Annotated in this window: 24 protein-coding genes; 12 read left to right on the plus strand and 12 right to left on the minus strand. The window is 43.9% G+C overall.

The window, feature by feature from the left end:
* Positions 1–220 precede the first annotated feature (220 nt).
* Positions 221–1,540, plus strand: coding sequence for a dicarboxylate/amino acid:cation symporter (locus OQJ75_RS12850; protein WP_321163160.1), 1,320 nt, complete (start codon positions 221–223; stop codon positions 1,538–1,540).
* 102 nt (positions 1,541–1,642) lie between these two features.
* Here OQJ75_RS12850 and OQJ75_RS12855 read toward each other — a convergent pair whose 3' ends face one another.
* From OQJ75_RS12855 to hisC, 5 genes are all read right to left on the minus strand, one after another.
* Positions 1,643–2,950 carry a TRAP transporter large permease gene (locus OQJ75_RS12855; protein WP_010438025.1) on the minus strand — a complete coding sequence of 436 codons (1,308 nt, stop codon included), beginning with the start codon at positions 2,948–2,950 and terminating at the stop codon, positions 1,643–1,645.
* A gap of 21 nt (positions 2,951–2,971) precedes the next feature.
* Positions 2,972–3,451, minus strand: coding sequence for a TRAP transporter small permease (locus OQJ75_RS12860; protein ID WP_102554269.1), 480 nt, complete (start codon positions 3,449–3,451; stop codon positions 2,972–2,974).
* A 67-nt stretch (positions 3,452–3,518) separates the two neighbouring features.
* Positions 3,519–4,475 carry a TRAP transporter substrate-binding protein gene (locus OQJ75_RS12865; RefSeq protein ID WP_265973747.1) on the minus strand — a complete coding sequence of 319 codons (957 nt, stop codon included), beginning with the start codon at positions 4,473–4,475 and terminating at the stop codon, positions 3,519–3,521.
* A gap of 581 nt (positions 4,476–5,056) precedes the next feature.
* Positions 5,057–5,830, minus strand: coding sequence for an ABC transporter substrate-binding protein (locus OQJ75_RS12870; protein WP_248371958.1), 774 nt, complete (start codon positions 5,828–5,830; stop codon positions 5,057–5,059).
* A 10-nt stretch (positions 5,831–5,840) separates the two neighbouring features.
* A complete protein-coding gene (gene hisC, locus OQJ75_RS12875) occupies positions 5,841–6,983 on the minus strand; it encodes a histidinol-phosphate transaminase (RefSeq protein WP_265973748.1) in 1,143 nt (380 codons plus the stop codon).
* Between the two features lie 181 nt (positions 6,984–7,164).
* Between hisC and OQJ75_RS12880 the strand changes: the two genes are divergently transcribed.
* The 6 genes from OQJ75_RS12880 to OQJ75_RS12905 all read left to right on the plus strand — a co-directional run bounded on the left by OQJ75_RS12880 (position 7,165) and on the right by OQJ75_RS12905 (position 10,816).
* On the plus strand, positions 7,165–8,052 hold the full coding sequence (locus OQJ75_RS12880; RefSeq protein ID WP_248371961.1) for a LysR substrate-binding domain-containing protein: 888 nt from the start codon (positions 7,165–7,167) through the stop codon (positions 8,050–8,052).
* Positions 8,053–8,391: 339 nt separating this feature from the next.
* On the plus strand, positions 8,392–8,640 hold the full coding sequence (locus tag OQJ75_RS12885) for a hypothetical protein (RefSeq protein ID WP_248371963.1): 249 nt from the start codon (positions 8,392–8,394) through the stop codon (positions 8,638–8,640).
* A gap of 133 nt (positions 8,641–8,773) precedes the next feature.
* On the plus strand, positions 8,774–9,340 hold the full coding sequence (locus OQJ75_RS12890; RefSeq protein WP_265973749.1) for a septation protein A: 567 nt from the start codon (positions 8,774–8,776) through the stop codon (positions 9,338–9,340).
* A 188-nt stretch (positions 9,341–9,528) separates the two neighbouring features.
* Positions 9,529–9,927: an acyl-CoA thioester hydrolase YciA gene (yciA, locus tag OQJ75_RS12895; RefSeq protein WP_017061510.1), complete on the plus strand. Its 399-nt coding sequence runs from the start codon at positions 9,529–9,531 to the stop codon at positions 9,925–9,927.
* A 195-nt stretch (positions 9,928–10,122) separates the two neighbouring features.
* Positions 10,123–10,419 carry a YciI family protein gene (locus OQJ75_RS12900; protein WP_004741234.1) on the plus strand — a complete coding sequence of 99 codons (297 nt, stop codon included), beginning with the start codon at positions 10,123–10,125 and terminating at the stop codon, positions 10,417–10,419.
* Position 10,420: 1 nt separating this feature from the next.
* Positions 10,421–10,816: a GspS/AspS pilotin family protein gene (locus OQJ75_RS12905; protein ID WP_076651723.1), complete on the plus strand. Its 396-nt coding sequence runs from the start codon at positions 10,421–10,423 to the stop codon at positions 10,814–10,816.
* Positions 10,817–10,909: 93 nt separating this feature from the next.
* Here the strand turns inward: OQJ75_RS12905 and metE are convergent, their stop codons facing one another.
* Positions 10,910–13,258 carry a 5-methyltetrahydropteroyltriglutamate--homocysteine S-methyltransferase gene (metE, locus tag OQJ75_RS12910; protein WP_265973750.1) on the minus strand — a complete coding sequence of 783 codons (2,349 nt, stop codon included), beginning with the start codon at positions 13,256–13,258 and terminating at the stop codon, positions 10,910–10,912.
* A gap of 280 nt (positions 13,259–13,538) precedes the next feature.
* Between metE and OQJ75_RS12915 the strand changes: the two genes are divergently transcribed.
* Positions 13,539–14,450, plus strand: coding sequence for a LysR substrate-binding domain-containing protein (locus tag OQJ75_RS12915; protein WP_265973751.1), 912 nt, complete (start codon positions 13,539–13,541; stop codon positions 14,448–14,450).
* A 139-nt stretch (positions 14,451–14,589) separates the two neighbouring features.
* On the opposite strand, the gene OQJ75_RS12920 is transcribed toward OQJ75_RS12915, so the two are convergent.
* Both OQJ75_RS12920 and OQJ75_RS12925 read right to left on the minus strand, forming a co-directional pair.
* A complete protein-coding gene (locus OQJ75_RS12920) occupies positions 14,590–14,790 on the minus strand; it encodes a DUF4250 domain-containing protein (protein WP_248371975.1) in 201 nt (66 codons plus the stop codon).
* Between the two features lie 131 nt (positions 14,791–14,921).
* Positions 14,922–15,602, minus strand: coding sequence for a hypothetical protein (locus OQJ75_RS12925; protein ID WP_248371977.1), 681 nt, complete (start codon positions 15,600–15,602; stop codon positions 14,922–14,924).
* Between the two features lie 330 nt (positions 15,603–15,932).
* Here OQJ75_RS12925 and OQJ75_RS12930 point away from each other — a divergent pair, with 330 nt between their 5' ends.
* Positions 15,933–18,239: a YgiQ family radical SAM protein gene (locus tag OQJ75_RS12930; RefSeq protein ID WP_248374882.1), complete on the plus strand. Its 2,307-nt coding sequence runs from the start codon at positions 15,933–15,935 to the stop codon at positions 18,237–18,239.
* A 156-nt stretch (positions 18,240–18,395) separates the two neighbouring features.
* On the opposite strand, the gene OQJ75_RS12935 is transcribed toward OQJ75_RS12930, so the two are convergent.
* Positions 18,396–19,046, minus strand: coding sequence for a helix-turn-helix domain-containing protein (locus OQJ75_RS12935; protein WP_265973753.1), 651 nt, complete (start codon positions 19,044–19,046; stop codon positions 18,396–18,398).
* 132 nt (positions 19,047–19,178) lie between these two features.
* On the opposite strand from OQJ75_RS12935, the gene OQJ75_RS12940 reads away from it, so the two are divergent.
* A complete protein-coding gene (locus OQJ75_RS12940) occupies positions 19,179–20,393 on the plus strand; it encodes a benzoate/H(+) symporter BenE family transporter (RefSeq protein WP_265973754.1) in 1,215 nt (404 codons plus the stop codon).
* Between the two features lie 75 nt (positions 20,394–20,468).
* On the opposite strand, the gene OQJ75_RS12945 is transcribed toward OQJ75_RS12940, so the two are convergent.
* From OQJ75_RS12945 to OQJ75_RS12955, 3 genes are read right to left on the minus strand one after another with little or no spacing between them, the layout of a single operon-like run.
* Positions 20,469–20,933: a GtrA family protein gene (locus OQJ75_RS12945; protein WP_265973755.1), complete on the minus strand. Its 465-nt coding sequence runs from the start codon at positions 20,931–20,933 to the stop codon at positions 20,469–20,471.
* A complete protein-coding gene (locus tag OQJ75_RS12950; RefSeq protein ID WP_265973756.1) occupies positions 20,920–22,407 on the minus strand; it encodes an ArnT family glycosyltransferase in 1,488 nt (495 codons plus the stop codon). The genes OQJ75_RS12945 and OQJ75_RS12950 overlap by 14 nt, the downstream gene beginning before the upstream one ends.
* Positions 22,404–23,423 (minus strand): glycosyltransferase family 2 protein, encoded by a 1,020-nt coding sequence (locus OQJ75_RS12955; protein ID WP_265973757.1) that lies wholly within the window; start codon positions 23,421–23,423, stop codon positions 22,404–22,406. Before OQJ75_RS12955 ends, OQJ75_RS12950 begins: the two co-directional genes overlap by 4 nt.
* 125 nt (positions 23,424–23,548) lie before the next feature.
* Here OQJ75_RS12955 and OQJ75_RS12960 point away from each other — a divergent pair, with 125 nt between their 5' ends.
* Both OQJ75_RS12960 and OQJ75_RS12965 read left to right on the plus strand, forming a co-directional pair.
* Positions 23,549–24,226 (plus strand): response regulator transcription factor, encoded by a 678-nt coding sequence (locus OQJ75_RS12960; RefSeq protein WP_265973758.1) that lies wholly within the window; start codon positions 23,549–23,551, stop codon positions 24,224–24,226.
* Positions 24,223–25,509, plus strand: a complete 1,287-nt coding sequence (locus OQJ75_RS12965; RefSeq protein ID WP_265973759.1) for a sensor histidine kinase — start codon at positions 24,223–24,225, stop codon at positions 25,507–25,509. The genes OQJ75_RS12960 and OQJ75_RS12965 overlap by 4 nt, the downstream gene beginning before the upstream one ends.
* Positions 25,510–25,515 lie beyond the last annotated feature (6 nt).

The following is a 25,515-nucleotide window of genomic DNA, read 5'->3' on the forward strand; positions in this document are numbered from 1 at the left end:
AAAAACAACACCTCATACAAACCTGTAGCACACCTATAATACCCCACCAAAACATCACTACCATTTATAAAAATAATGACAAATCAAAAAGCAATCGTTTGCTTTGGTGTAAAAAATCATCAAATGACATTTGATTACTGCTTTTTGGTGTTCTTTCATCTCTGCTCATATTGATAAATGTAAAGGATACGTGTAAAACTTCTCGCGAAATATTAATCCAATGGTACATCGTACATTGGTGAGTAGTTCTGGTATTTTTATATTTAGTAGCACAGAGGTTATGGAAGTGTTAAAAGAAAAGAGTTTGCTAAGCAACATCGGCGTTCAAGTCGTTATTGCAATGATCATCGGTACCCTAGTCGGTGCGATGATGGGTGACAGCGCAACTATGTTCGCTCCACTGGGTGCTATCTTCATCAATTTGATCAAGATGCTGGTTATCCCTCTAGTCGCGGTTGCCCTAATTTCAGGTGCTGCTGGTCTAGGCAACAGCTCATCAGCAGGTAAAGTGGGCGTGACCACTCTAGGTTACTTTGCACTAACGTCTGCACTTGCTGTAGCACTAGCGCTAGTAATGGGTGAAATATTCGAACCAGGTCGTGGTATCGATGTTTCTGGCGTTGAAGGCATGTTCTCTTCTGAATACGCTGCGAAAGGCGAACTTCCAACGTTCTGGGCAACCATCACGGGCATGATCCCGACCAACGTTTTCCAATCACTGAATGAAGCAAACATTCTGCAAATTCTAGTCTTCTGCTTATTCTTCGGTATTGCGATTTCTAAACAAGCGAAAGAGAAACGTGACCCTATCATCAATGGCGTAAACGCGATTGTTGACGCGATGGTTTGGATGATCAACAAGGTTATGATCATTGCACCACTTGGCGTATTCGGCCTGATGGCGGAAGCAGTAGGTACATTCGGTTTTGGCGCACTTATGGTTGTGTTCAAACTGTTCATTGTTTACATCGCTGCGATCCTAATCTTCGGCTTTGTTGCTTACCCACTGATGATTCAAATCTTCACTAAGACTTCTGCGAAGAAGTTCCTAGTGGCAATGAAGAAGCCTCAAGCGGTTGCACTATCAACAGCATCTTCAATGGCGACACTGCCAGTAACAATGGAAACGGTAGAGAAAGAACTTGGCGTTCGTAACTCTACGGCTTCATTCGTTCTGCCTCTTGGTGCGACGATCAACATGTCTGGTAACGCAATTTACTACGGCCTAGTTGCTATCTTCTTCGCACAGCTGTTCAACATCGACCTGTCTATGGGTGCATACGTTGCTATCATCGTAACGTCTACGCTAGGCGCAGTTGGTCAAGCAGGTGTTCCAGGTCCTTCTTTCCTAGTGGTTGCAGTTCTTCTAGCGGCTGGTATCCCTATCGAAGGTCTACCTCTGTTGTTCGCTCTAGACCGTATCTTCGACATGATCCGTACTGCTCTGAACATCACTGGTGATGCAGCATGTGCAGTCATCGTTGATTCTCTAATCGAAGACGAAGCGAAAGAAGCTGAGCTACAAAAACAGCAAGCGTGATATTAAGCTTCAGTTTTGATTGATAAAAAAACCGCCTTCATACAGGCGGTTTTTTATTAGGTGATGACCAATGTTGAATCGGTAAACCTTACCCTTGTTAGGCTAATTGATTAGTCCAAACGCACGAGGCAGAGCCAAGCTAATTTCAGGAATAAAAGTAATAGCCAACAGTGTGACGATCAATACGGCACAAAACGGCATGATACTTCTTATAACATTCTCAATCTTAGATCCACTGACACTACAACCCACAAATAGCGCCGTGCCAACGGGTGGCGTTGCAATACCAATACATAAGTTGAAGATAATCATCATCGCGAAGTGAATTGGATGCATGCCTAAATGCTCAGCAATCGGCATAAAGATAGGGGTAAAGATCAATACGGCTGGCGTAAGGTCCATAAACATACCCACGATCAGTAAAATCAGGTTCATCAGAATAAAGATGATAATTGGATTATCTGAAATAGAGAGCATCCAATCGCTGATCATGGTTGGTAGACCGGTAAACGCCATTGCCCATGACATAATAGTAGAAGCACCAATCAAGAACAGCATAATGCCAGTGACCTGAACGGTTTCTCTACAAATTATCGGGAAGTGTGCCCATTTGAGGGTTCGGTAACAAAGTGACAGTATAAAAGAGTAAAGAACCGCTATACATGCCCCTTCTGTTGCGGTGAAAATACCACCAATAATACCGCCAATAACAACAACAATAAGCCCTAAGCTTGGTGTTGCTTGCCAAACAATATTCAACACATCTTTCGTTGTGAAGCCGTCATTCGCGCTTGTTTTGTAGCCTTTCTTTTTAGCAATGAAATAGGCTACGACCATACAACTTAAACCCATTAAAATACCTGGGACATAACCTGCGATAAACAGCGCCGCCACGGATGTTCCACCCGACACTACTGAAAATACGATCAGTGAATTACTTGGTGGTATTAGTAAGCCTGCCGGGCAGGATGCAACGTTTACTGCTGTTGCCAAGTTTTTATCATAACCATCTTTTTCTAATTCAGGGCCTAAGGTTTTACCCACTGCTGCTGCAGCGGCAACAGCTGATCCTGATACAGCGCCAAACATCATATTGGCAAAGATGTTCACGTGAAAAAGTGAGCCTGGGATCCAACCAACCAAGAGCTTTGCAAGATTGATAAGTCGACTCGCGATGCCACCCACATTCATTATATTCCCAGCAAGGATAAAGAAAGGGATGGCTAATAAACTGAAACTATCAATACCGGTAATGATTTTTTGACCCGCAGTAATACTCGCGACTTCAAACGGTAAAATGAAATACATGATCGTTAACGATGACATGGCAATTGCAATCGCAATGGGCATGCTAATCGCGATCATGAATAAGAATAGGCCTAGCAGCCAAACACCAATGGACAAATCCATAATATAGAGTCCTTTTAAAACTTACTTTTTGTTGGGTTCACAAAAAAGATCAAACGTATTCATGACCAAATAGATGAGGATAATAACGGCTGATATCGGCAATATTGAATAAACCGTCGACATCGGTAATTGCAATGCTGGAGAGAGTTGTTGTGTGGTTCTTCCCATTAAAGCGATGCCACCTTGAAGCATTGCTAAAAATACAAATGAACCAGAGATCACATTGATAAGTACGTGTAATGCTATATGTGCTTTACCCTTAAGATAACCATCCAATAACGTTATTGCTAAGTGTCCTTTGATACCGAATAAGTAGCTTGCTCCTAGTAATCCAAGCCATACCATCGCATAACGAGCAAGTTCATCAGTCCAGTTACTTGGGTCATTCAAAACATAACGACTAAAAACCTGCCAAGTGACAGTAACGACAAGTAACATTAATGCAAAAGAAGAGACAAAAAGAATCAACCTATCAAGTAGGTTTCTGAAAGTTGCTAACATGGTGTGATACCTCAAAAAATTTTGCCTTAGCAAAGCTAAGGCAAAATTATATTTTCACTAATACAGATTAAAGAGCTTCAATTTTTTCAATGAATGGAGCTAGTTTTGGATCTTTTTTCGCTTCATCAATCATAGGTTTAACAGCAGCGCGGAAAGGGGCTTTATCAACTTCAACAAACGTTACGCCTTCTTTCATTCCTTTCTCTTTGTTCATGTCATCTGTTGCGTCCCATATTTTAATCTGCTCTTCAAGAGACTCTGCTGCTTCTTTTAATATTTTCTGCTCTTCTGCAGTTAATGAACCCCATTTATATTCTGAAATAATGATCACATCAGGTGTCATCATGTGCTGATCCATAGAATAAAATTTAGCTACTTCACTGTGCTTCATTTCAACTAAGCTAGAAATATTATTTTCAGCACCATCAATGACACCTTGCTGAAGTGCTGTGTAAACCTCATTGAAAGGGACAGGTGTTGCTTTACCACCTAATAGGTTGACCATTTCCATCATGGTTGGAGAACCAGGGACTCGAACTTTCATGCCAGCAAGATCGGCAGGTGAGTTAATTGCTTTTTTAGCGTAGAAGCTACGTGTACCTGAATCATAGAATGTAAGACCAATGAAGCCTTTACCTTCACTTGAAAGCAACATCTCTTGTGCCGCTTCACTTCGCATGAACGTTCTCATATGTGGAACGTCACGGAATAAGAAAGGCAGTGCATTAACTTTAAAAGTTGGTTCAAAAGATTCTGCTAATCCACCGTTGATTTTAGCCATATCAATCGCACCGGTAACAACTTGCTCAGCTTGGTCACGTTCAGAGCCTAGTTGACCGTTTGGAAAAATCTTAATCGTAAGGTCACCATTCGATTTTTCTTTAACCTTATCAGCCATGATCACCATCCCTTGGTGAGCTGCACTTTCTAATGACATTGCATGCCCTAAAGTCAACGTTTTTGCTTGAACGCCAAATGCCATAAGAATTGATGCCGCTGTAATCGTCAGTAGGTGTTTTTTCATGTTCTTCTCCAGAATCCATTTTTGTAAGAGGTACAGTTTGTATATGGCACGTTATAGTTGAGCTTGAAATCTAACGTTCAATTGCATATCGCTCATAACTGTAACGCTTCATTACAATATTCTTACCCTTATGATTTTTGTATTACAATAATATGTGTATATTTTGTGAGCTAAGGTTTATCTATTGGTCTGAGAACCGAATTGATTGTGATACCAATCATATTTGGGACTAATTAGACCATTAATCAGCCCTACTTTGGATTTATTGGGAATTTCGATTACTTTTAACTGCTTTAAGAACAACCTCTTAGCAAAAAAGCACCGATATATTTATGTTATTTTAAGATATTAAGTTCAATTATGGAGCACGATCAAGAAGGTCTCATCGTTCGAAAACGCGAGTCTTGAACAGTGTTTTGTGAGGTAATGAAGGCGAGGTTTTAGGCTGGACTTAGACGATAAGAATGGACAAAGGCAATAGAGAGAAACTTGATAGGGCGAATTATTTGTAACAAAAATCCGAGAGCTTCACAGCCCTCGGATTTTTGTTTCTGGTGTTCTAGTTTTAGGCGTGAGACGAATTACAAATCAGCGCCATAGATATCAAACGTAAAGTACTTAGCGGCAATCTTGTCGTAAGTGCCGTTTGCTCTGATCTCTTCAATCGCGGCATTGAATTGTTTCGCCAGTTTTGAATCCTGCTTTCTTAACGCTAGTGCCGTGCCTTCGCCAATGTAGGCTTTGTCGGTCACTGCTTTACCTTTGAACTCAAAGCCCTCGCCTTCTTTCTTATCTAAGAAAGCCAATGACAGTTGATCTGAGTTGCCGAAGGTTAGATCTAGACGACCGTTTTGCAGATCCAGATACACTTCATCTTGACCAGTATAACGCTTAATATTTGCCACATCGCCAAACTTGTCGGTTACGTAGCGATCGTGGATCGTACCTTGTTGAACACCGATGGTTTTGCCGACTAGGCCTGCCTCATCGACACTGAACTCTGCGCTTTTAGCAGCAACAAATACGGCTGGTGTTTGGTAGTACTTATCAGTAAACAAAATCTTACGCTTACGCTCTTCGGTGATACGCATTGACGCCATGATCACATCTGACTTTCTTGCCAACAAACTTGGAATTAGTGAGTCCCAGCTTTGCGAAACCCAAGTACAATCGAGTTTAGCTTGCTCACATAAGGCATCAGCTATCTCAATATCAAACCCGACAGGCACACCGTCGCTGTTTTTATAGTTGAATGGCGGATACGTAAAGTCCGACGCCAAACGGATTTCTTTCGCCTGTACCGTTGTACCAAGTAAAGCGGCCGCACAAGCGAGTCCTAGTATTATCTTTTTCATCATTGCCATCCTAGATATGATCTTTATCGAGTTGAAATTGAGTTTCTTTATGTTGAGATTGTTGAATTTGTTTGCCTTGTTGATTCTTTTCTAATTCTGTTTGGTAGCGTGTCAGTGACGTTATCACTTCTAGCATGCTCTCTTGGCTACCAATACTGATTCGAACACAGTTACGTAAAGCAGGTTCGTGGTTTTGATTCCTTGTCACAATGCCATCCTTCGCCAATACACTGAACACTTGATGCCCAGGTTTTTGACGCAGCAAAATGAAGTTTGTCGATGAAGGGTAAACAGATTCGATGAAATCAAACTGCGTTAACTCACAAGCAAACCAGTTACGTAGTTCGACCAACTTTTTCGTGGCGTCTTGCATCACTGAGACTCGTTCATCAGACAAAGCGTCTAACACGATTTGAGATGAACAATCTGGCATCGGATAAGGTGGAATCAGCTTCGAGACATACTGCATCACATTTTGACTCGCTAAGATAAAGCCGCAACGAACCGCAGCTAATCCAAACGCCTTCGACAAAGTGCGAATCACAACCAAGTGCGGATAACGCTCAATAAGGCTCACCGCTGACGTTTGTGGTTCAAACTCGATATACGCTTCATCGACTACCACTAGAGATTTTCCAACCGTGCCTTCCAGTACCTGAATCAAGTCCGATTTAAGAATCACGTTACCCGTTGGGTTGTTTGGTGAGCAAAGAAACACGATATTAACCAATTCCGCTTTATTCACGATATCAGCAACGTTCAGGCTGAAGTCTTCCTGCAATGGAGAGTCCAAAGTATTAATCGCCAAAGCATCGGCGCAAAACTCATACATCGCATACGTTGGAGAACAGATAAGTATGCTGTCGCTCGCAGGTTTACAGAATGTTCTGATCAGCAAATCAATCGCTTCATCTGCACCACGAACGGCAACAGTCGCGGCATCAGTGCCGCAATAAGCTTGGTAAGCCTTGGCAATGTCTTGGGGTAAAAAGTCTGGGTAACGATTATGACTGACTTCCCCTTGAAACAGAGAGCTTTCCAATTCATTGGCGTTTAGCCAGACACGTCCATCACCACCAATTCTTCTCGCCGATTGATAAGGTATTAATTTTTTTACAGCCTGAGGCACTAAGTTATCAATAAAAGATGTCAAGAAGCTATCCCTTTCACAAAATCACAATGTCTTCATCATTGCCTTTATATTCAAAAAATGTGACTTATACAAATATTGAATCAAAAATGATGAGTAATTATTTACATTCAAACAGAACACTATTGATAAATGAATCGAAATAATTACATAATAGCCATGATAAAAAGTCATAGGTAAAGATATGAATCGCACACTTCCCTCAACCAAAACCTTGCTCACATTTTTGTCTACGGCAAGGCATCTCAACTTTACTCGCGCGGCACATGAGCTCAATGTTACGCAAGGTGCAGTGAGTCGTCAGGTATTGTCGTTTGAAGAAAGCCTTGGCTGTGACCTCTTCTATCGCCATGCTCGCGGATTGTCTTTAACGCCGAAAGGGGAAGAACTGGTTCCCCTGATACAAGGAACGATTCATCAACTGCAATCGGCTCTCAATCAAGTGGCAAGTTCTCCCTCTAAGATCAAACTCAACGCCCCCAGCTGTATTACCTCTTGGCTGCTACCCAAGTTGATGTCTTTTCAACAAGCCTACCCTGAAATTGATGTCGAGCTCACGTCGACCATCAAGCACGTTTTTGAGCCAAGCTTTGATCCCTTCGATGCGGTGATTACCTATGGCAAGAAACCAAGCCAACACTCAATTGTTAGCCAACTCCTGTTCAACGAACAACTCGCACCCATCTGCCAAGCGCAGAGTATTGCTCCAAGCCACCTAATTGACAGCACTTCAACCGTCATCAAGCCACACAAGCTTGCTCATTACACTTGGTTACACGCCAACAATGAACAAAGTGACTGGCGACTTTGGTTAGAGCACATAGGAAGCCATGATCTTTCGAGTAAGAACAACCAGCAATTCGCCACGCTTGATCAGGCCATGAATGCGGCCATTCAAGGGTTTGGAATAGCGATAGGCGATATCACGCTTGCTAAGCAAGATATCGATTTGGGTAGATTGGTGAAAGTGAGTGAAGGCAGTGTGTTCTCCGGCAACGGTTACTTCTTACTGCAACCTAAGAATCGCCAAAATGCGTCATTATCGACTCTGGTAGATTGGCTCGTTGATTAAGAATTAATTAGCAACAATCCAATAAAATCCCAACGTAACAAGCCTTTAGAACAGAAAGCAGCCCTCACTCGTCAGAATGAGAATAGAGTGATTCCCAAATTGATGTAGGAAATCGATTCTCAAAATAAAACTATTCCTCTTTCACAACGTATTGTTTGGGTGAGAACAGGCGAAACCTTCTTTTAGCTCAATGAAAATACAAATCAAATCATTTCGTTAGGTTAAAAGATCTGACCTCATAGAGAAAATGGCATTCGAATTGCTTTGTCATAGACAACCCAACCAATATACAGCAGATTGCATTTTATTCATCATGCAGCTTGTTACGGAGGATAGGCTATGACCTTACAAAGACATACGTATTACGGCTTGATTCACCACGGAATTAAGACCCTATTAATAGACAGAATTGGCCACTTCACAGAGCGTGAGTACCACGAGTATCTCGACTTAACAACTGGTAAATCGACATGCTTTGCCATGAGCGAACAAGAACTCGAAAACACCTTAGACAGCTTGAAAAGCGAAGGTTATCTAGAAGACATCAAGCAGTTGATACCGCGCTACCAAACCTCGTCAATGCGATAATCTGCTTAAACTCTTTAAACACGATGAGTGGCTAGATTGAATTAATTGGCACCCAATTGTCTCGGGCTATTTAGCATCGAGACAGTTTTCGTTAGACTGTCAGCAACTCAACTAACTGGATAGTCAGTGTCTCATGAAACAAATTCTTGATTTCATTCCTCTCATTATTTTCTTTGCGCTTTATAAGATGTACGACATCTATACCGCGACCGGTGCTTTTATCGTTGCCTCTGCAGTTCAAATTATTTTGACGTACTTCATCTACAAGAAAGTAGAAAAAATGCAGATCATCACCTTTCTAATGGTTGCCGTATTTGGTGGCATGACCATCTTCTTGCACGATGACAACTTCATTAAATGGAAAGTCACCATCGTTTACGCTCTGTTCGCTATCGGCCTGACAGTCAGCCACCTAATGGGCAAATCAGCAATTAAAGGCATGTTGGGTAAAGAGATCACACTGCCTGATGCCGTATGGGGCAAGATCAACTGGGCTTGGACTATGTTCTTTACCCTATGCGCCATTCTCAACGTTTACGTTGCTTTCAGCCTACCGTTGGATGTTTGGGTGAACTTCAAAGTGTTTGGTTTGCTCATCGCGACCTTGCTCTTCACCTTGCTCACTGGTGTTTATATCTATAAGCATCTACCAAAAGACCAGCAGAAAGAGTTAACGGATAAAAATACCGACGAGAAATAATCCTTAGGGATGAGTCCTCATACTCTATTTGATACAATTATTATCAATATGCGATTGGCCAATGATACTCGTGATCATTGGCCACTGATTATTTGTGTTCGGTGAAGACGTTAAAAATTCGACCACCGCGAATCTCGTAAACACATCTATTTTTATATAAAACAATCAATACCATTAAGAGTACGACAATGACTATTCAATCAACTTTGAACCCGATTGGTTCTTTACTTCTTCGCACATTAGCGATGCCTTCTGATACAAATGCAGCAGGCCAGATTTTCGGTGGTTGGATAATGTCTCAGCTTGACCTTGCTGGCGGCATACTGGCAAAGGAGATCTCTAACGGCAAGATAGTCACGGTTTCAGTATCGAGTATCGAGTTCAAACAGCCGGTTTCAGTGGGTGATGTTGTGTGTGTTTATGGTGACTGCACTAAGATTGGTCGTAGCTCGATGAATATAGACCTAGAAGTATGGGTTAAACCTGTACTTGATCACGGCATCGGCGACCGCTACAAGGTATGTGGCGCGACATTCAACTACGTTGCGGTTGATGAAAGTGGTAAACCTCGCCCAATCAACAAATAACACTTTTTAGTCAGCGTTTTGTATCGATGGTCTTTAGTTTATCTAAATGAAATTGCTAAAGACCATACAACTCTCTCGCACCAATTCACAATTTCTTATCATTAGCCCTTCCAATACCAATTAGTTCGCGTAAATTAGCAAGATAGCGAATTTAAACGCCCCAAACTTAGTGAAGTAAAATAAGGATATCTCAATATGTGGTACGTGATTTTTTCTCAAGACGTCGAAAATTCATTAGAAAAACGCTTAAGTGTTCGCCCACAACATCTAGAACGCCTACAAACACTTCACGATGAAGGCCGACTGTTAACAGCAGGCCCAATGCCAGCTATTGACTCAGATAACCCTGGCGAAGCGGGCTTCACAGGTTCAACTGTAATTGCCGAATTTAACTCTTTGGAAGACGCTCAAGCATGGGCAGACGCTGACCCGTACATTGATGCTGGCGTTTACCAAAATGTGATTGTAAAACCATTCAAGAAAGTATTTTAACGTGAAAAAATGGATTATTGGCTCACTGGCTTTAGCTCTGCTTGCAGGCTGTGCTTCAAGTGAGCAAGACGAACAAAGACAGCTAGAGATGATGGCGCAGCACCGAGCTGGCGTTTTATCCGCAGGCTTGCCGATTGAGTATGGCCCACTATCGGTCATGCGCGTGCTAGCAAAAAACACGGTTATCGAAATTATGATGATCTACAACCAAGATGCAAAAGGTGCTAAACCTTTAAACCAAGTTGTAGACATGAGTGTGAATAGCTACTGCACCAACTCTGAAGTCAGAGCAAACCTCGACATGGGTTTGGCTTACAACATCAAGATTCGCAACACTCGCGGACAATTGATGGTTGAGAAGCTGATCAGCAAAGATACTTGCCAGAGCAGCAGCTAGATTTCGATATTCGAACAAGCATTAAACAGAAAGGCCTCGCACTTGCGAGGCCTTTGTTTTTTTAGAATAATCAAACCCTAGCGTTTGTTAAGCTTAAACTTCTGCTGATTCCCACTCTTTACGCAGTGCCTTAGTCGCAGAAACTAAGTTAGTTAGTGCGGCTTCTGTCTCTGCCCAGTTACGTGTCTTAAGGCCACAATCTGGGTTCGCCCACAAACGTTCTGCCGGAATTTTCTCTGCCGCTTTTTTCAGCAAATCAACAATCCACTCTTCTGATGGAATGTTTGGTGAGTGAATATCGTAAACACCGGGGCCAATCGCATTCGGGTAATTGAACTCTTCAAACGCTTTGAGCAATTCCATGTTCGAACGAGAAGTCTCAATGGTAATCACATCGGCATCTAGCGCAGCCACTGAATCAATGATCTCGTTGAACTCGCTGTAACACATGTGTGTATGGATTTGAGTCTCTGGCTTGGCACTCGCTGCTGAAATTTTAAAAGCATCAACTGCCCATTCTAAATATTCTGCATGGTCGCGTTTTTTCAGCGGCAAGCCTTCACGAATAGCAGGCTCATCAATTTGAATAATGTTGATTCCAGCGTCTTGTAAATCCGACACTTCATCACGCAGCGCAAACGCCAATTGGTTGGTGATCTCTTTGCGCGAGATGTCTTCACGTGGGAATGTCCAACACAAAATAGTGACAGGTCCTGTGAGCATGCCTTTCATTTGCTTTGAAGTCAGAGATTGAGCGTAGGTCGACCATTCCACCGTCATCGGTTTCTCACGTTCGATATCCGCGACCACAATCGCTGGTTTCACGCAGCGAGAACCATAGCTTTGTACCCAACCAAACTTTGTGGTTTGAAAGCCTGCTAGGTTTTCTGCAAAGTACTCCACCATGTCATTACGTTCCGCTTCACCGTGCACAAGCACATCCAAATCTAAAGCTTCTTGTCGCTTAACCGCATCCGCAATATGGCCTTTCAATGCGGTTGTGTATTCAGCTTCACTCAATTGACCAGTTCGGTAGGCTCTACGTTGAACGCGAATCTCGCCTGTCTGTGGGAACGAACCAATGGTTGTAGTTGGCAATAACGGTAAACCCAAAACCTCAGACTGGTGCGCGGCACGTTCTGCGTAAGGTGCACTGCGCTCTGCTAATGCTTTAGTAATAGTATTGAGTCGAGCTTGAACTTGCGGCTTGTTCACATGAGTCGCGCTCTTGCGTGCAACAATCGGTTGGCTGTAAGTACCACACGCTAAAATAGCATTTTGGTCGCCATCTAACGCTGCCCCCAATAAGCTCACCTCAGTGACTTTTTGTTTTGCAAAGGCAAACCAACTCTTCACTTCTTCGCTAAGCGTCTCTTCTAACTCAAGGTCAACTGGGCTATGCAGCAATGAACATGAACTTGCGAGCCAAAGCTTATCTCCTAACTTATCTTTCACTGGTTGCAGTAACTCAAGCTGCGCGGCTAGGTCAGCTCGCCAAACATTGCGTCCATTAATTGCACCTGCAGAAAGCACCCAATCTTCAGGTAGCTTATTCACCACTTCATCAAGTTGCTGCGGTGCGGCAGCCAAATCAATGTGCAAGCCGTTGACGGGCAGTTCTACAATTTTATCTAAAGTATCAGTCACCGAATCAAAGTAAGTGGTAAGCAATAGTTTCACATCGCCTTGAATCACTTGATACGCCAATTTGAATGAATCTGTCCACTTAGTCTCAAGTTCCAGAGATAGAATGGGCTCATCGATTTGCACCCACTCAACACCCAACTTGGCAAGTTTCGCCAGAATCGCTTGGTAAGCGGTAAGCAAACGTGGAAGCAAGGTTAAACGGTCAAAGCCCTCTTCCACTTCTTTGCCTAGATATAAGTAAGATAATGGGCCAAGAAGGACTGGCTTAACCTTATGCCCAGCTTGAATGGCTTCATTCACTTCATCAAACAGTTGTGGCCAGCTCACTTCAAAGGTGTCGTCTTTACTGAACTCAGGAACAATGTAGTGATAGTTAGTGTTGAACCACTTCGTCATATCTGATGCTGCTGCACTGTCTTTAGTGCCATCATTCGACGTATGCGTACCACCGCAGCAAGTAGACTGAACTTGAGACTGACCGCGACCTGCACGGAACAAGGTATCCAGATCTGGGAAGGCTTTTTCATCTTCTGCTCCACCAACATGACGTTTTGGCACATGACCTAGAAGTAACGTCGTTGTTAGAACATGGTCATACCATGCGAAGTCACCCGCAGTTGCAAAGCTTAGATTCGCGTCGGCTTGTACATTCCAGTTACGATTTCTCAATTCACTGCCGAGTTGCTTGAGCTCAGATTGACCAATCTCACCACGCCAGTACTTCTCTAGTGTGAATTTGAGTTCGCGTTTTTCGCCGATACGTGGGTAGCCAAGAATATGTGTCGTTGTAGTCATGAACCTGTTCCTTATTCAATAATTGTTAGTATCTGTTCAGATTGCCTATCGTGTTTTTTACTTTCACAAAAGGCGTCTAGATGGCTAAACTATCCACCTAATCGGTTCGATGAACAACGTCCAAATTTTCATCTTGTTTATTAAAAATATTCATCTTCAATAAACCAAAGATGAGGTTCTTAAATCCATCTGGACATCTAGACGTTTACAAATGATAAAAAACCCCGTAGGGTGATTATTAAGAAATATTGAATTGGCTTAGGGAATATGAGGAATACTCATGATAGAGCTTAAACACCTTCGAACATTGACCACCTTGAGAGACAGCGGCTCATTGACAGCTACTGCAACCTCTCTTCATCTGACGCAGTCAGCGCTTTCTCACCAATTGAAAGACCTTGAGGCGCGTATTGGCGGTCAGCTTTTCCTTCGTAAAACTAGGCCAGTTAAATTTACCTCTGAAGGTGAAATTTTGCTTAAGCTCGCCGATGAGATACAACCTAGAATCGCTAAAGCAGAGAACGAACTCGCAAGCCTGAAAGAGGATGTGAATGGTCGATTGCACATGGCGATCGAATGTCACTCATGCTTTCAATGGCTAATGCCCGCTTTGAAGGAGTACCAAGTTGCTTGGCCAAGCGTGACTCTAGATTTCTCATCAGGCTTTGGTTTTGAACCTCTACCTGCATTAATGGCAGGTGAATTAGACTTAGTGATCACTTCTGATATCCAACCTCGTTCTGAAGTTCACTACGAACCTCTTTTCGATTTTGAGATGCGCCTCATCACCGCGATCAACTCGCCTTTGGCTGAAAATCCAAGTATTGATCCGCAAGATCTTAGCGATCTCACTATGCTCTCCTACCCAGTTCAAAAGCAGCGTTTAGACGTCGTGAAGCACTTTTTGCAACCTGCAGGTGTAGAACCGAAGAAGTGGAAACAAGCAGACAACACATTGATGTTGGTGCAAATGGTATCGGCGGGTTTAGGAGTCGCTGCATTACCAAACTGGGCGATCAGTGAGTTCTCAAGACAAGGTTTGATAGCCAGCAAGCCGTTAGGTAAAGGGCTTTCAAGAAGACTGTTTGCAGCGGTAAGAAACTCAGAAAAAGATAAACGTTACCTGCAAGCTTTCTTTAGTACGGCAAGGCAGCAAAGTAAGAGTCACCTTGATGGTATTGAGGTCGTTTAACGATAGTTGTCGTCAGTGAACTCTGTTTATACAAACCACAAGAGACAAATGCCAGAAACAAAAAAAGTCACAGATAATCTGTGACTTTTTAGTTTCAGTACCGATGATTTTCGATACCTGTTGATTCGCGAAAAATAGACTATCTTGCGTAAGATTTAAACTGGTTAGTCAGTGGGTCGTATTGATAGCCAAGCATATCAAGCTTACCCACGACACTTTCTATATCCATTTCATACATACTGATCAGCTCTTCAAAGCTATCGCATTCTAGGCGAAGTTTTTCATTCACGATTCCCAGCAAAATAATGCTATCGAAACCTTTGACGTTGCTTAAATCCATCCCGTACTCCTAACGAACACACCGACTAGATTTAAGTTTAGAACGCTTACCAACGCCATGCTAAAAAACTGATCACACTTCTAACAAGAATACGTGATTAATGAGCGTACGTAATAAATGAAAGTGCGCGATTAAAGCGCCCAAACTGGCGTTAACCCCACAGCCGCCGCCAATAACATCAGCAACGAAATCGTCAGTTGCAGTTTTTCCGGGGTTTTAACGAACAGTAAATGCCAACACCACACCACGATAGCTGAGATTAACAAAGCAAAGCTGAATAGTAGCGTTGAAATCACAGGCTCTAGTTGAGCTTCAGAAAGAGAATAAACACTCACGACCGTTGCTAAAACCACCAACATGCCCGTCAATACACCCACCACAGGAAGAACACGGTGGAATGCTTGCAAACGCGTTCTTGCAATCGTCAGCAGTAAATGTCCGAAAGAAGCACCCAGTAAAGCCACCAACAACACAGTAGCGATAATACCTACTGGGTTTACCTGTTCGCTTGCTTGAATAGCAACGTATGACAATGCCAAACCACAAGCTAAGTACATCACCCAAATGGGGCCAGAATCGCGTGTCTTCTTGGTTTGAACTTGAGAATAGAAATAAAAGATCGCAAACACGACCAGAAAGGCTTCAATTTTTACTGAAGCTACGGCAAGCCACAGCACGCCAATCGCAGGTAACATCTTGTGGATACGACCACGTTGCCCCGGACAAATATCCCCTTTCACCAAGATGAGGGTTAAGATCAGTTGAGCTCCTAAAAGCATCGGAGCAAATTGTACTAATAACGTTTCGACCATTGTGGATCTACTTCTTCAGACTTATTTTCGCGAATAATATCAAAAACTGCTGCGAACACTAATCAAAATCACAAATTAGCGACGTTACTCAAGGCTTCAACTATGCTGTTCTATGGCTCTTTTGTCGCCATTTACCGTAAAAAGACGAAAGACACCAGAACTAACAGGGGCATGTTCTACTGGCTAGTCTAGGCTCATGCCGCTATAATTCCCGCCTCAAAAATCAGAGGTTGAAATATGTACAGCGATATCACTCCTATTCACGAACACAAAAAATACTGGGCCGAGTGCTACGGAACAGCACCCTTTTTGCCTACCAGTAGAAAGGAGATGGATGCTCTTGGATGGGATAGCTGTGACATTATTATTGTAACTGGTGACGCGTATGTCGATCACCCGAGCTTTGGTATGGCTATCATTGGCCGTCTACTTGAAGCTCAAGGTTTCCGCGTGGGCATTATTGCTCAACCAAAGTGGGACAATAAAGATGCCTTCATGAAGCTAGGTAAACCTAACCTATTCTTCGGCATCACAGCGGGTAACATGGACTCCATGATCAACCGCTACACCTCTGATCGCAAATTACGTCACGATGATGCTTACACACCGAACAATGAAGGTGGCAAGCGTCCTGACCGTGCAACTCTGGTTTATTCTCAACGTTGTCGTGAAGCTTACAAAGGTACGCCAATCGTGCTTGGTGGTATTGAAGCGAGCTTGCGTCGTGTGGCTCACTACGACTACTGGTCAGATAAAGTTCGCCGCTCTGTATTGTTTGATGCAAAAGCTGACATTCTTCTTTTTGGTAACGCTGAGCGTGCACTGGTTGAAGTAGCACACCGCATTGCTGATGGTGAAGACATGTCAACGCTGACAGACATTCGTGGTACAGCAATCAACCTTGCTGCAGCGCCTGAAGGCTTCAAAATCATCGACTCTTCTCGTATCGAAAAGCCGAACAAAGCTTACGTGCCGGTAAACCCGTACGAAGTGGAAACGCAATGTGATACTAAGAAAGATGAGAAAGAAGAAGTTAAAGCGCAGCCGATTACGATTCGCCCTTCTCGTCACGATGCAAAAACAACCGCGGTTCGTATCCCAGGCTACGAAAAGCTAAACAATGACCGCATTCTTTACGCTCACGCTAGCCGTATTCTGCACCTTGAAACAAACCCGTATTCGGGCCGAGCTCTGATTCAACGTCACGGTGACCGTGAACTTTGGGTTAACCAAGCGCCAATTCCATTGACCACAGAAGAGATGGATTACGTGTTTGGTCTTTCGTACAAACGTGTTCCACACCCTATGTATGGCAAAGCGAAGATTCCTGCATACGACATGATCAAAACCTCGGTTAACATCATGCGTGGTTGTTTTGGTGGTTGTTCTTTCTGTTCAATCACAGAGCATGAAGGTCGTATCATTCAGAACCGTTCGAAAGAATCTATCTTGGATGAAATAGAAGATATTAAAGACAAAGTACCTGGCTTCACCGGTACTATTTCTGACTTGGGTGGCCCTACGGCGAACATGTACCGTTTAGGTTGTTCAGATCCGAAAGCAGAAATTAACTGTCGTCGCCCATCATGTGTGTTCCCGAAAATCTGTGAAAAGCTAAACACAGACCATCAACACACCATCGACCTGTACCGCTCTGCGAGAAAAGTACCTGGCGTTAAGAAGATCATGATCGCTTCTGGCGTACGTTACGACCTAGCGATTGAATCTCCAGAATACGTTCGTGAGCTTGTAACTCACCACGTTGGTGGTTACTTGAAGATTGCTCCAGAGCATACTGAAAAAGGCCCGCTGGATCTGATGATGAAGCCGGGCATGGGCACTTACGATCGTTTCAAAGAGATGTTCGAGAAGTACAGCGCTGAAGCCGGTAAGAAACAGTACCTAATTCCTTACTTCATCTCTGCTCACCCGGGCACAGAAGATGAAGACATGCTTAACCTTGCGTTGTGGCTGAAAAAGCACAACTACGAGTGTGACCAAGTACAGAACTTCTACCCATCGCCAATGTGTAATGCTACGTCGATGTACTACTCAGAGACCAACCCTCTGAAACGCGTGAAATATAAGAAGCGTGAAGATGTTCCTGTGCCTAAAGGTGATCGTCAACGTCGTCTACATAAAGCATTACTTCGTTACCACGATCCAGAAAACTGGAAGATCATCCGTGAAGCACTGATCAGTATGGGCAAAAAGCACCTAATTGGTGACAAAGCGAACTGCTTAGTGCCAGAAGAAGATTTTGAAGCTCAGACACCAGCACAACGTCGTAAGTCTGGTCGTCACGGCTCACAACGTTTCGCAACTAAGCACAGTAAAGCTCAACCGGGTCTTGGTGGTGAAAGCCCACGTAACCATTCTAAGCCAGGTGGCAATAAGCCTAAACCGGGTGGTAAGAAGCCAACAGGTAGCCAAAGCAACGGCAATCAGGGCAATGGAAAGCAGAACGGTAATGGTAATAAACCAGCGACTGGCTTCATCAAAAAAGCCCCTGCTAGTCAGCAATCACAAGGCAACGGCGGCGGAAATGGCAAGCCAAACCGCAGCAAAGCAGGCAATGGTCAAGGTGGTAAACCTGCAAGTAACGGAAAAAATCGCCAGCGCGCAACACAGCGTTAATATAGCGACCCCATTTACTTGGTTATCATAAAAATACAAAGCGCAGCTATTTAGCTGCGCTTTTTTGTGTCTGGAAGATTTTCCACATGGTTTCAATCAATAAACCTATCAAACTATCAAACTATCAAACTATCAAACTATCAAACTATCAAACTATCAAACTATCAAACTTGGACGCTGCCATTGGTCGGGGTAATGAATAATGTCGTGGAAAACCGCTTTCTCTGTGCCGATGTTTTTATAGCCATGGGGCTGTTCAGCATTAAAACGCACCGCTTGTCCCGGGCTCAATTCATACCAGCTATCGTCAAAGAACACCGCCATACGACCTGAGATACACAATATATGTTCAATCACTCCGGTACTGTGTGGTTCAGAAAAGTGCTCATAGTTCTCTGCTAGCCCAAGCTCATAAATTTCAAAGCCTAACGATGGTTCAAAAGGAAAAACAACACTGACCGAGAAGCCCTTATTCAGGCTTTCATCACGCAGCTCATTCGCGTCTCGGAACAAACTCACCAGCTCATTACTGGAGCAAGACATAATCAAACTCGAAAATGAAACGTTCAAGCCAGTGGCGATTTGCCACAGCTTCGCGACGGTTGGGCTCGATTCACCACGTTCAATCTGCCCTAACATCGCTTTGCTGACACCTGTCGCTTTGGCAGTCGCGTCGAGGCTCCACCCTTTCTCTTTACGAATCCGTTTTAGGTTGTGGCTGACTTGCAACTCGTCTTGACCACTCAAACTCTCTTTTACATTAAAGCTAGCTTCTACATTGATGTTCTTCGGCATGTTTTCGTTCATCTACCTACTTAAGTTTGCTCGCGACTAAAATCATGACGAACAAATTTTATACAAACAACACTTGTGCGCTATAACGTACAGATGCTAAGTTGAGTCCTATGTATGTTATAACGTACAACGAGATTGGTTAGTATGGGTCAGATTAAGTTTTCTCACATCAGTACTGGTTTTATTGCAGTATTTATCGGTTATGCGAGTGCGGCGGCGATCATCTTCCAAGCTGCAACCAGTGCAGGAGCAAGCCAGCAACAGATCGCTTCATGGTTTTGGGCGCTCGGAATTGGCATGGGTGTATCGACAATTTTGCTTTCATGGCGATATAAACAGCCAGTCGTGACCGCGTGGTCTACGCCGGGTGCTGCGCTACTTATCACCTCATTGGATGGGCTCACCGTAGAGCAGGCCGTGGCTATCTTCCTATTCAGCTCACTGCTGATCACCATTACGGGTCTAACTGGCATCTTTGATACGCTGCTTAAACGAATACCCACATCAATTGCCTCTGCGATGCTGGCGGGTGTGTTGTGGATGTTTGGCATCGGAATATTTACCTCTCTGTCTCAAGAAGCGATTATCATCGGCACCATGTTAGCTGCGTATATTTTTGCTAAGCCTAAGTTTGGTAATCTGTTGATTCCTTTTATCTTACTGCTTGCCGTCATAATGAGTGGCGTTGCAGGAAAGCTCGATTTGTCAGATGTGAACTTAACGCTGACTCAGCCGATGTTCATCACCCCTGATTTTGACTGGGCGTCTCTTTTGAGTGTCGGCATTCCACTATTCGTGGTAACGATGGCATCACAAAACCTGCCTGGGTTCGCGGTATTGAAAGCCAATGGTTATAACCCTCCAGCGTCACGAATTATCACCACAACAGGCATTACCGGTTTATTGCTCGCTCCCTTTGGTGGCTTTGCCTTTAACTTGGCAGCGCTGACAGGGGCAATATGCATGAGCCCGAATGCCGACCCAAATCCGAAAAGTCGTTACAAGGCAGCATTAGCGATGGGCGGTTTCTATTTGTTGGCAGGGATATTAGGCACAACCTTTGTGTCTCTGTTCTCATCCGTTCCGCAAGCCATCATTATAACCATTGCGGGATTGGCCTTATTGCCAACTCTTGCGAACTGCCTAACGACGGCACTTGCAGATGAAACGCATAGAGAGGCTGCGCTCCTCACCTTTTTGCTTACTGCCTCTGGTATTAATTTTGCCGGAGTCGGCAGCGCATTTTGGGGATTGTGTTTAGGTTTAATTTGCTACGCGATCAAGAACTGGCAACTAAAAGCGGCTCAAACAAAACAGGCTCAATCTACACAAGCGAACGAAGGCAAAGAGCAGAGTTAAATTTACTCTTATAGCTATCACAGAGATTCAATAAAAAAGGCAGGTCATTGGATGACTTGCCTTTCTCTTTCTTGTCTAACGGGTAAAGACCCAATACTGACTAAACAAGTAGTTAGTCACCATACCGACCAATATACCAACGGCCATTGCGATAAACACAGCCCCAGTAAACGCTGGCAGTAATTCAGTCATGAACTTAAAGCACAATAGATTAGGTACTGCTGATATCGACGCTGAGAACATGAACTTTTGCCACTGAATCAGCTTTTCAGACCAACTTCCCTGCCCTTTGAACCCAAAAGTCAGCACACGATTACCAAGCCAGGTTGTCGTGACAGCAGCAATGAAGGAGCCAATTCGCGCAGTCATTAAAGGCAATCCAATAACGTAATGGAGCAATGCAAATACAAAGCAATCAACAACAAACCCGCCAACACCAACCACTGCAAACCGAACTATCTTGTGATGGGACTGAAGCCTTTGGCTCTGTGTCTGAAGCTTGTAATTGATCATTCGCAGCCCCGAGTTAACGCTGAACATCACTTGCACTTCTAATGTGACTCAACGACAAATTTGGTTTGATGTTTTGGCTATGACAACTGAACAAAGCGCGCTTTATTTTCACCGTCGGCTCTAAAATACACGTTAACGCGTTGTCCTTAATTTTGGTTTCTACTTCCGCTCTTTTACCAATCAAGTAGAACTTGTCGATGCCATCCAGTTGCTCGATATCAAGCAGTTTTTTTGCTTGCCCGTGACTGTAAAACTGCCCAGAGAACGGTCGTTTACCTACGTAAAAGCTCGGTGCTTTATCCGTAATCTGTTCAAAGATAATACGGTCACTTTTCTCGTTCGCTTTGCCTAGGTTAAGGTAGACCATCGCAATCATTAACAGCACAGGCAGAACTAAAGCCACACTCGAAAACCACTTCTTATCTTTTTCTACCACAAGCATTGCCACCAGCAAACCAAGGGCTGGAATACCCGGTAATACATACGCAGGAAGAATATTACCCGCCATAGTGAAAAGGATTAGAGGAGAGACTAACCAACACACAAGGAATGAAAACAACCCACTATGTTCAGCGTTAACTTCTGCGATTTTCTTACGACGGGCAAAAGTCAAAATAGGCAACACAACCGACCACGGCGCAGCCGCTTGAATCCAGAAAACCCAAATCATTCCTCTTGTTTGATCATGGGCCGAACCATAAAGATCCCCTTCCCAACCACTCACAACAAAACGCTTAAAGTGCTCGCCAACAATAAAGTAATCAATAAAGCCCGGTGTTGCCATTTCAGCCATGATGTACCAAGGCAAAGCAATCGCCAACATGACACCTAAACCAGATAGCAGTGGAAAGCGTTGCCATAGCACTTTGAAAGCGCCAAAGAAGCCATGTTGTAATACTAACCAAGGGAAAATAGCGATACCCATGATCACAATCGCTACAGGCCCTTTTGCAAGCAAGCCTAGTGCTAAACCAATGAAACCGACATAGCCCCAAGATCGATTAGTCTTCGCACTACCTTCTCTCTTCGAACCCTCTCCTCCTAACCAACATAGATAGAAACCTAACATGGCAATGGTCATCGATAACGTTAACGCCATGTCGGTCATCACAGCACCCGCAGCGATAGAGAAAATCCCACATGTCGCCAATACCACGGCCGCCACCAAGGCACTTTGTCCTGTGCGCTTGGCCATGTATGCAACCAACAGAATCGTCGCGAAACCTGCTAGCCAGTGTGGCGCACGCACAGCAAATTCACTCAAACCAAACAACTCAATCCCAGCTGCGCTCATCCATGTGAACAATGGTGGCTTGCCCCAAAAAGGAATGCCGTAATCAAACTGAGGAGTTAACCAGTTTCCGGTTTCTACCATCAAGCGAGCCATTTCTCCATAACGCGCTTCCGTGGTATCCATTAAAGGGTACGTCGTCAGAGATAAGAGCCTTAGGACCAATGCAAAAGCCAACAAATACCATAAGTGCGTTCGGTTCAGGCTCATGCTGACTCCTCTAATTTAAAATGTGTTTTTAATGCAGGTGTATCGACCACGGATTGGATCAGATACAAAGGGCGATTCTTGGTTTCAATGAAAATACGACCTATGTACTCTCCCATTAAACCAATACTCAAAAGTTGGATGCCGCCAAGGGCAAGCTGTACGACCATCATTGACGGATAGCCCGTAATGGGTTCGCCAAACATCAGGGTTTTGAACACGATGACCATCCCATACACAAAAGCAGTCAGCGCGACTAGGCCACCCAGTGCTGTAGCGATTCGCAGCGGGCGAATCGAGAACGAAGTAATGCCATCCATCGCCAACCCAATAAGCTTGAGGTAATTCCACTTGGTCTCACCGCAGAAACGAGCGTCACGCTTAAACTGAATCGTTGCTTGTCTAAAACCTGGCCATGAAAAGATGCCTTTCATGTAACGGTTACGTTCAGGCAGTTGGTTGATATGGTCGACAACCTCTCGGCTTAATAGTCGAAAATCACCAACATTTTCTGGTACATCGATCTTCGCAGCCACGTTCATGACTTTGTAAAAGCTCGCCGCTGAAAACTTCTTAAACCAAGTTTCACCGTCACGCTGGTTGCGCTGCATGTTGACGACGTCATAACCCTCACGCCACTTGGCAACCATTTGCGGGATAAGCTCAGGCGGATCTTGTAGATCTGCGTCTAACAGAATCACGGCTTGTCCGCGACAATGTTCAAGGCCAGCGCTCATGGCTGACTCTTTACCAAAGTTACGGCTTAAACCAATCACAGAAATCGAGCTATTGATTGAAGTGAATGAACTCACCAAGTCCAAGCTGTTGTCTTTGCTGCCATCGTCGACATAAACAATCTCACTCGTGATCGGTAAGCTATCGAGAACCTTAGTGAGACGCGAGTGAAACTCTTCCAACACCTCTTGTTCATCGTAGAAAGGCACAATGATAGACAGAGAGACCGCAGGGTTTATCTGCGATGTAGATATCTTGGGGCGGCTAATATGAAGTTCAGACATAATACGTTCTTCTATTTTTTAATCTGAAGCCAATCTACCCCCTCATAAGTGAAAGTTATGTTATTGACATATTTTTCACGCTCACTCAGGATAATGTTACCGTCTATTTCTGTATGAGAATCAAAATGAAACGAGTTCTATTAGTCGAAGATAACCGCGAAATTGCAGGCGTATTGTTTGATTATTTTGAGTGTATTGGCATGGAACTCGATTACGCGGACAACGGTGAGCTTGGCTTGCAACTCGCGATGGATAGCTCTTTTGATATCATCATATTAGATCTGATGCTTCCTAGAATGGACGGCCTAACGGTTTGTAACAAGCTAAGAGATCAAGGCAATACAACTCCAATACTGATGCTTACCGCATTGGATAGCCGTGAAGACATGTTAAAAGGGTTTAAACACGGTGCCGATGATTACCTGACCAAGCCTTTCGATTTGGATATTTTAGAAGCAAGAATGAACGCACTAGTTCGTCGTTACCGCGGAAAAGTTGCGTCCTCTAAATTGCAGTTTGACGAACTCACCATCGACCAAAAAACGCGTAAAGCTTACCGCCAAGATAAGCCGCTCGCACTCAACCCAACCACTTACACCATCCTTGAGATGTTGTGCCAAAAAGCACCTGAAGTGGTTACTCGCGAAGATATCTCCTACAAACTCTGGGAAGAAGACGAACCCAACAATGATGTGTTGCGCAGTCACATCTATCAATTACGAAACCAACTCGACAAACCTTTTGACACTCAGATGTTGATTACCGTCCCTAAAGTTGGATTCCGTCTGGAGTCATCAAATTGATTTTAAATGTTCTCACGAGCACTAAAACCCTGACCGGCCGCTTAGCTGTTTTCTTTGGGCTAATGGCCGTGATTGTATCGGCCTTTGTCTATTTAGTTTTTGTTGCTGCACTCTACATGTCAGAAGATCGCGTCGGTGAAAGACGCATCCTGATTGACCGTAACCATGCGGTTGGTTTATTCCAAGCAGGCGAAAGCGGTGAGTTAAGAATTGATGATCTTACAATCGCCTACAATGACCCAGCGTTGATACCTGCCAAATACTTAAACTACATTAAAGGCAAAAGAAGCTTCATCGGTGAGGTTGGTGAAGAACCTGAATCACGAATGGTGTATGTAGGTGAGTATTCTGATGAAGGTGAAACCTACCCAATCATCCTGCTTTCTGAAATCGACCGCGTCGAGTTTGAGATTTACGAACTGGTTTATGCAACCACCTTTGTACTGACGTTACTTTCTATTCTAATTTTTAGCTTTGGTGCTTTACTTTATCGATTGTCCAAACGACTGATTGAACCCTTTAACGCTTTATCTGAACAACTTGAGTCTAACAAACTCAACCTCAACGAAGAGTTTGGTGTGAGTGATGATGCGGCGGTAGAGTTTCGCCAACTGACCGATCAGCTTAATCAATATCGAAGAGAAATCAATTCACTACTCAAGCGTGAACAAGCCTTTGCTCGCTATTCAAGCCATGAATTGAGAACACCGCTGACTGTTGCTCGCGGGGCAAATAAGTTACTCCTTCGCAGTGAAACGACTGAATTTCAATCTCGCCAGGTTGAGCGTATCGATGACGCCATTGTTCAGATGTCAGAGATGGTCGATGCACTACTAGGCCTCGTACGTTATGAAAGAAATAGTGACGATGCGCCACCGCGACTATTTAGCCAACAAGAGTTAGAGACTATCGTCTCCAAAAACTCCGCACAGGCGGATGAGAAAGATGTCGAAATCTCAATGCACGTTCAATCAGAACCAACCATTCAAGCCACCAGCGCGATAATGAATATGCTGGTCGGAAACTTGTTGAGAAATGCCATTGCAGCAACCAATAGCGGCACTGTAACCATCACCCTCTCCCAAGACAGTCTTGTGATTGAAGACCAAGGCGAAGGCCTACAGGAACAATACAACCCGAATGGGCATGGATTGGGTTTATTGATTGTCGAGGACTTATGTCAACGCTTCCAATGGGGCTTTGAATTGGTCAATCGCAGCTGTGGTGGCTGCACCGCGAGAATCGACTTTCAAACCGATTCTCCCTTGTCCATACCAGAGTAAATAAAC

Source organism: Vibrio sp. 14G-20, assembly GCF_026241515.1.
Classification (GTDB): domain Bacteria; phylum Pseudomonadota; class Gammaproteobacteria; order Enterobacterales; family Vibrionaceae; genus Vibrio.

What these genes read in the sequence shown, in the direction of transcription:
- OQJ75_RS12850 (WP_321163160.1), top strand. Translation starts at nt 221, where the DNA reads ATGGTACATCGTACATTGGTGAGTAGTTCTGGTATTTTTATATTTAGT.
- OQJ75_RS12855 (WP_010438025.1), bottom strand. Translation starts at nt 2,950, where the DNA reads ATGGATTTGTCCATTGGTGTTTGGCTGCTAGGCCTATTCTTATTCATG.
- OQJ75_RS12860 (WP_102554269.1), bottom strand. Translation starts at nt 3,451, where the DNA reads ATGTTAGCAACTTTCAGAAACCTACTTGATAGGTTGATTCTTTTTGTC.
- OQJ75_RS12865 (WP_265973747.1), bottom strand. Translation starts at nt 4,475, where the DNA reads ATGAAAAAACACCTACTGACGATTACAGCGGCATCAATTCTTATGGCA.
- OQJ75_RS12870 (WP_248371958.1), bottom strand. Translation starts at nt 5,830, where the DNA reads ATGAAAAAGATAATACTAGGACTCGCTTGTGCGGCCGCTTTACTTGGT.
- OQJ75_RS12880 (WP_248371961.1), top strand. Translation starts at nt 7,165, where the DNA reads ATGAATCGCACACTTCCCTCAACCAAAACCTTGCTCACATTTTTGTCT.
- OQJ75_RS12885 (WP_248371963.1), top strand. Translation starts at nt 8,392, where the DNA reads ATGACCTTACAAAGACATACGTATTACGGCTTGATTCACCACGGAATT.
- OQJ75_RS12890 (WP_265973749.1), top strand. Translation starts at nt 8,774, where the DNA reads ATGAAACAAATTCTTGATTTCATTCCTCTCATTATTTTCTTTGCGCTT.
- yciA (WP_017061510.1), top strand. Translation starts at nt 9,529, where the DNA reads ATGACTATTCAATCAACTTTGAACCCGATTGGTTCTTTACTTCTTCGC.
- OQJ75_RS12900 (WP_004741234.1), top strand. Translation starts at nt 10,123, where the DNA reads ATGTGGTACGTGATTTTTTCTCAAGACGTCGAAAATTCATTAGAAAAA.
- metE (WP_265973750.1), bottom strand. Translation starts at nt 13,258, where the DNA reads ATGACTACAACGACACATATTCTTGGCTACCCACGTATCGGCGAAAAA.
- OQJ75_RS12915 (WP_265973751.1), top strand. Translation starts at nt 13,539, where the DNA reads ATGATAGAGCTTAAACACCTTCGAACATTGACCACCTTGAGAGACAGC.
- OQJ75_RS12920 (WP_248371975.1), bottom strand. Translation starts at nt 14,790, where the DNA reads ATGGATTTAAGCAACGTCAAAGGTTTCGATAGCATTATTTTGCTGGGA.
- OQJ75_RS12925 (WP_248371977.1), bottom strand. Translation starts at nt 15,602, where the DNA reads ATGGTCGAAACGTTATTAGTACAATTTGCTCCGATGCTTTTAGGAGCT.
- OQJ75_RS12930 (WP_248374882.1), top strand. Translation starts at nt 15,933, where the DNA reads ATGGATGCTCTTGGATGGGATAGCTGTGACATTATTATTGTAACTGGT.
- OQJ75_RS12935 (WP_265973753.1), bottom strand. Translation starts at nt 19,046, where the DNA reads ATGAACGAAAACATGCCGAAGAACATCAATGTAGAAGCTAGCTTTAAT.
- OQJ75_RS12940 (WP_265973754.1), top strand. Translation starts at nt 19,179, where the DNA reads ATGGGTCAGATTAAGTTTTCTCACATCAGTACTGGTTTTATTGCAGTA.
- OQJ75_RS12945 (WP_265973755.1), bottom strand. Translation starts at nt 20,933, where the DNA reads ATGTTCAGCGTTAACTCGGGGCTGCGAATGATCAATTACAAGCTTCAG.
- OQJ75_RS12950 (WP_265973756.1), bottom strand. Translation starts at nt 22,407, where the DNA reads ATGAGCCTGAACCGAACGCACTTATGGTATTTGTTGGCTTTTGCATTG.
- OQJ75_RS12955 (WP_265973757.1), bottom strand. Translation starts at nt 23,423, where the DNA reads ATGTCTGAACTTCATATTAGCCGCCCCAAGATATCTACATCGCAGATA.
- OQJ75_RS12960 (WP_265973758.1), top strand. Translation starts at nt 23,549, where the DNA reads ATGAAACGAGTTCTATTAGTCGAAGATAACCGCGAAATTGCAGGCGTA.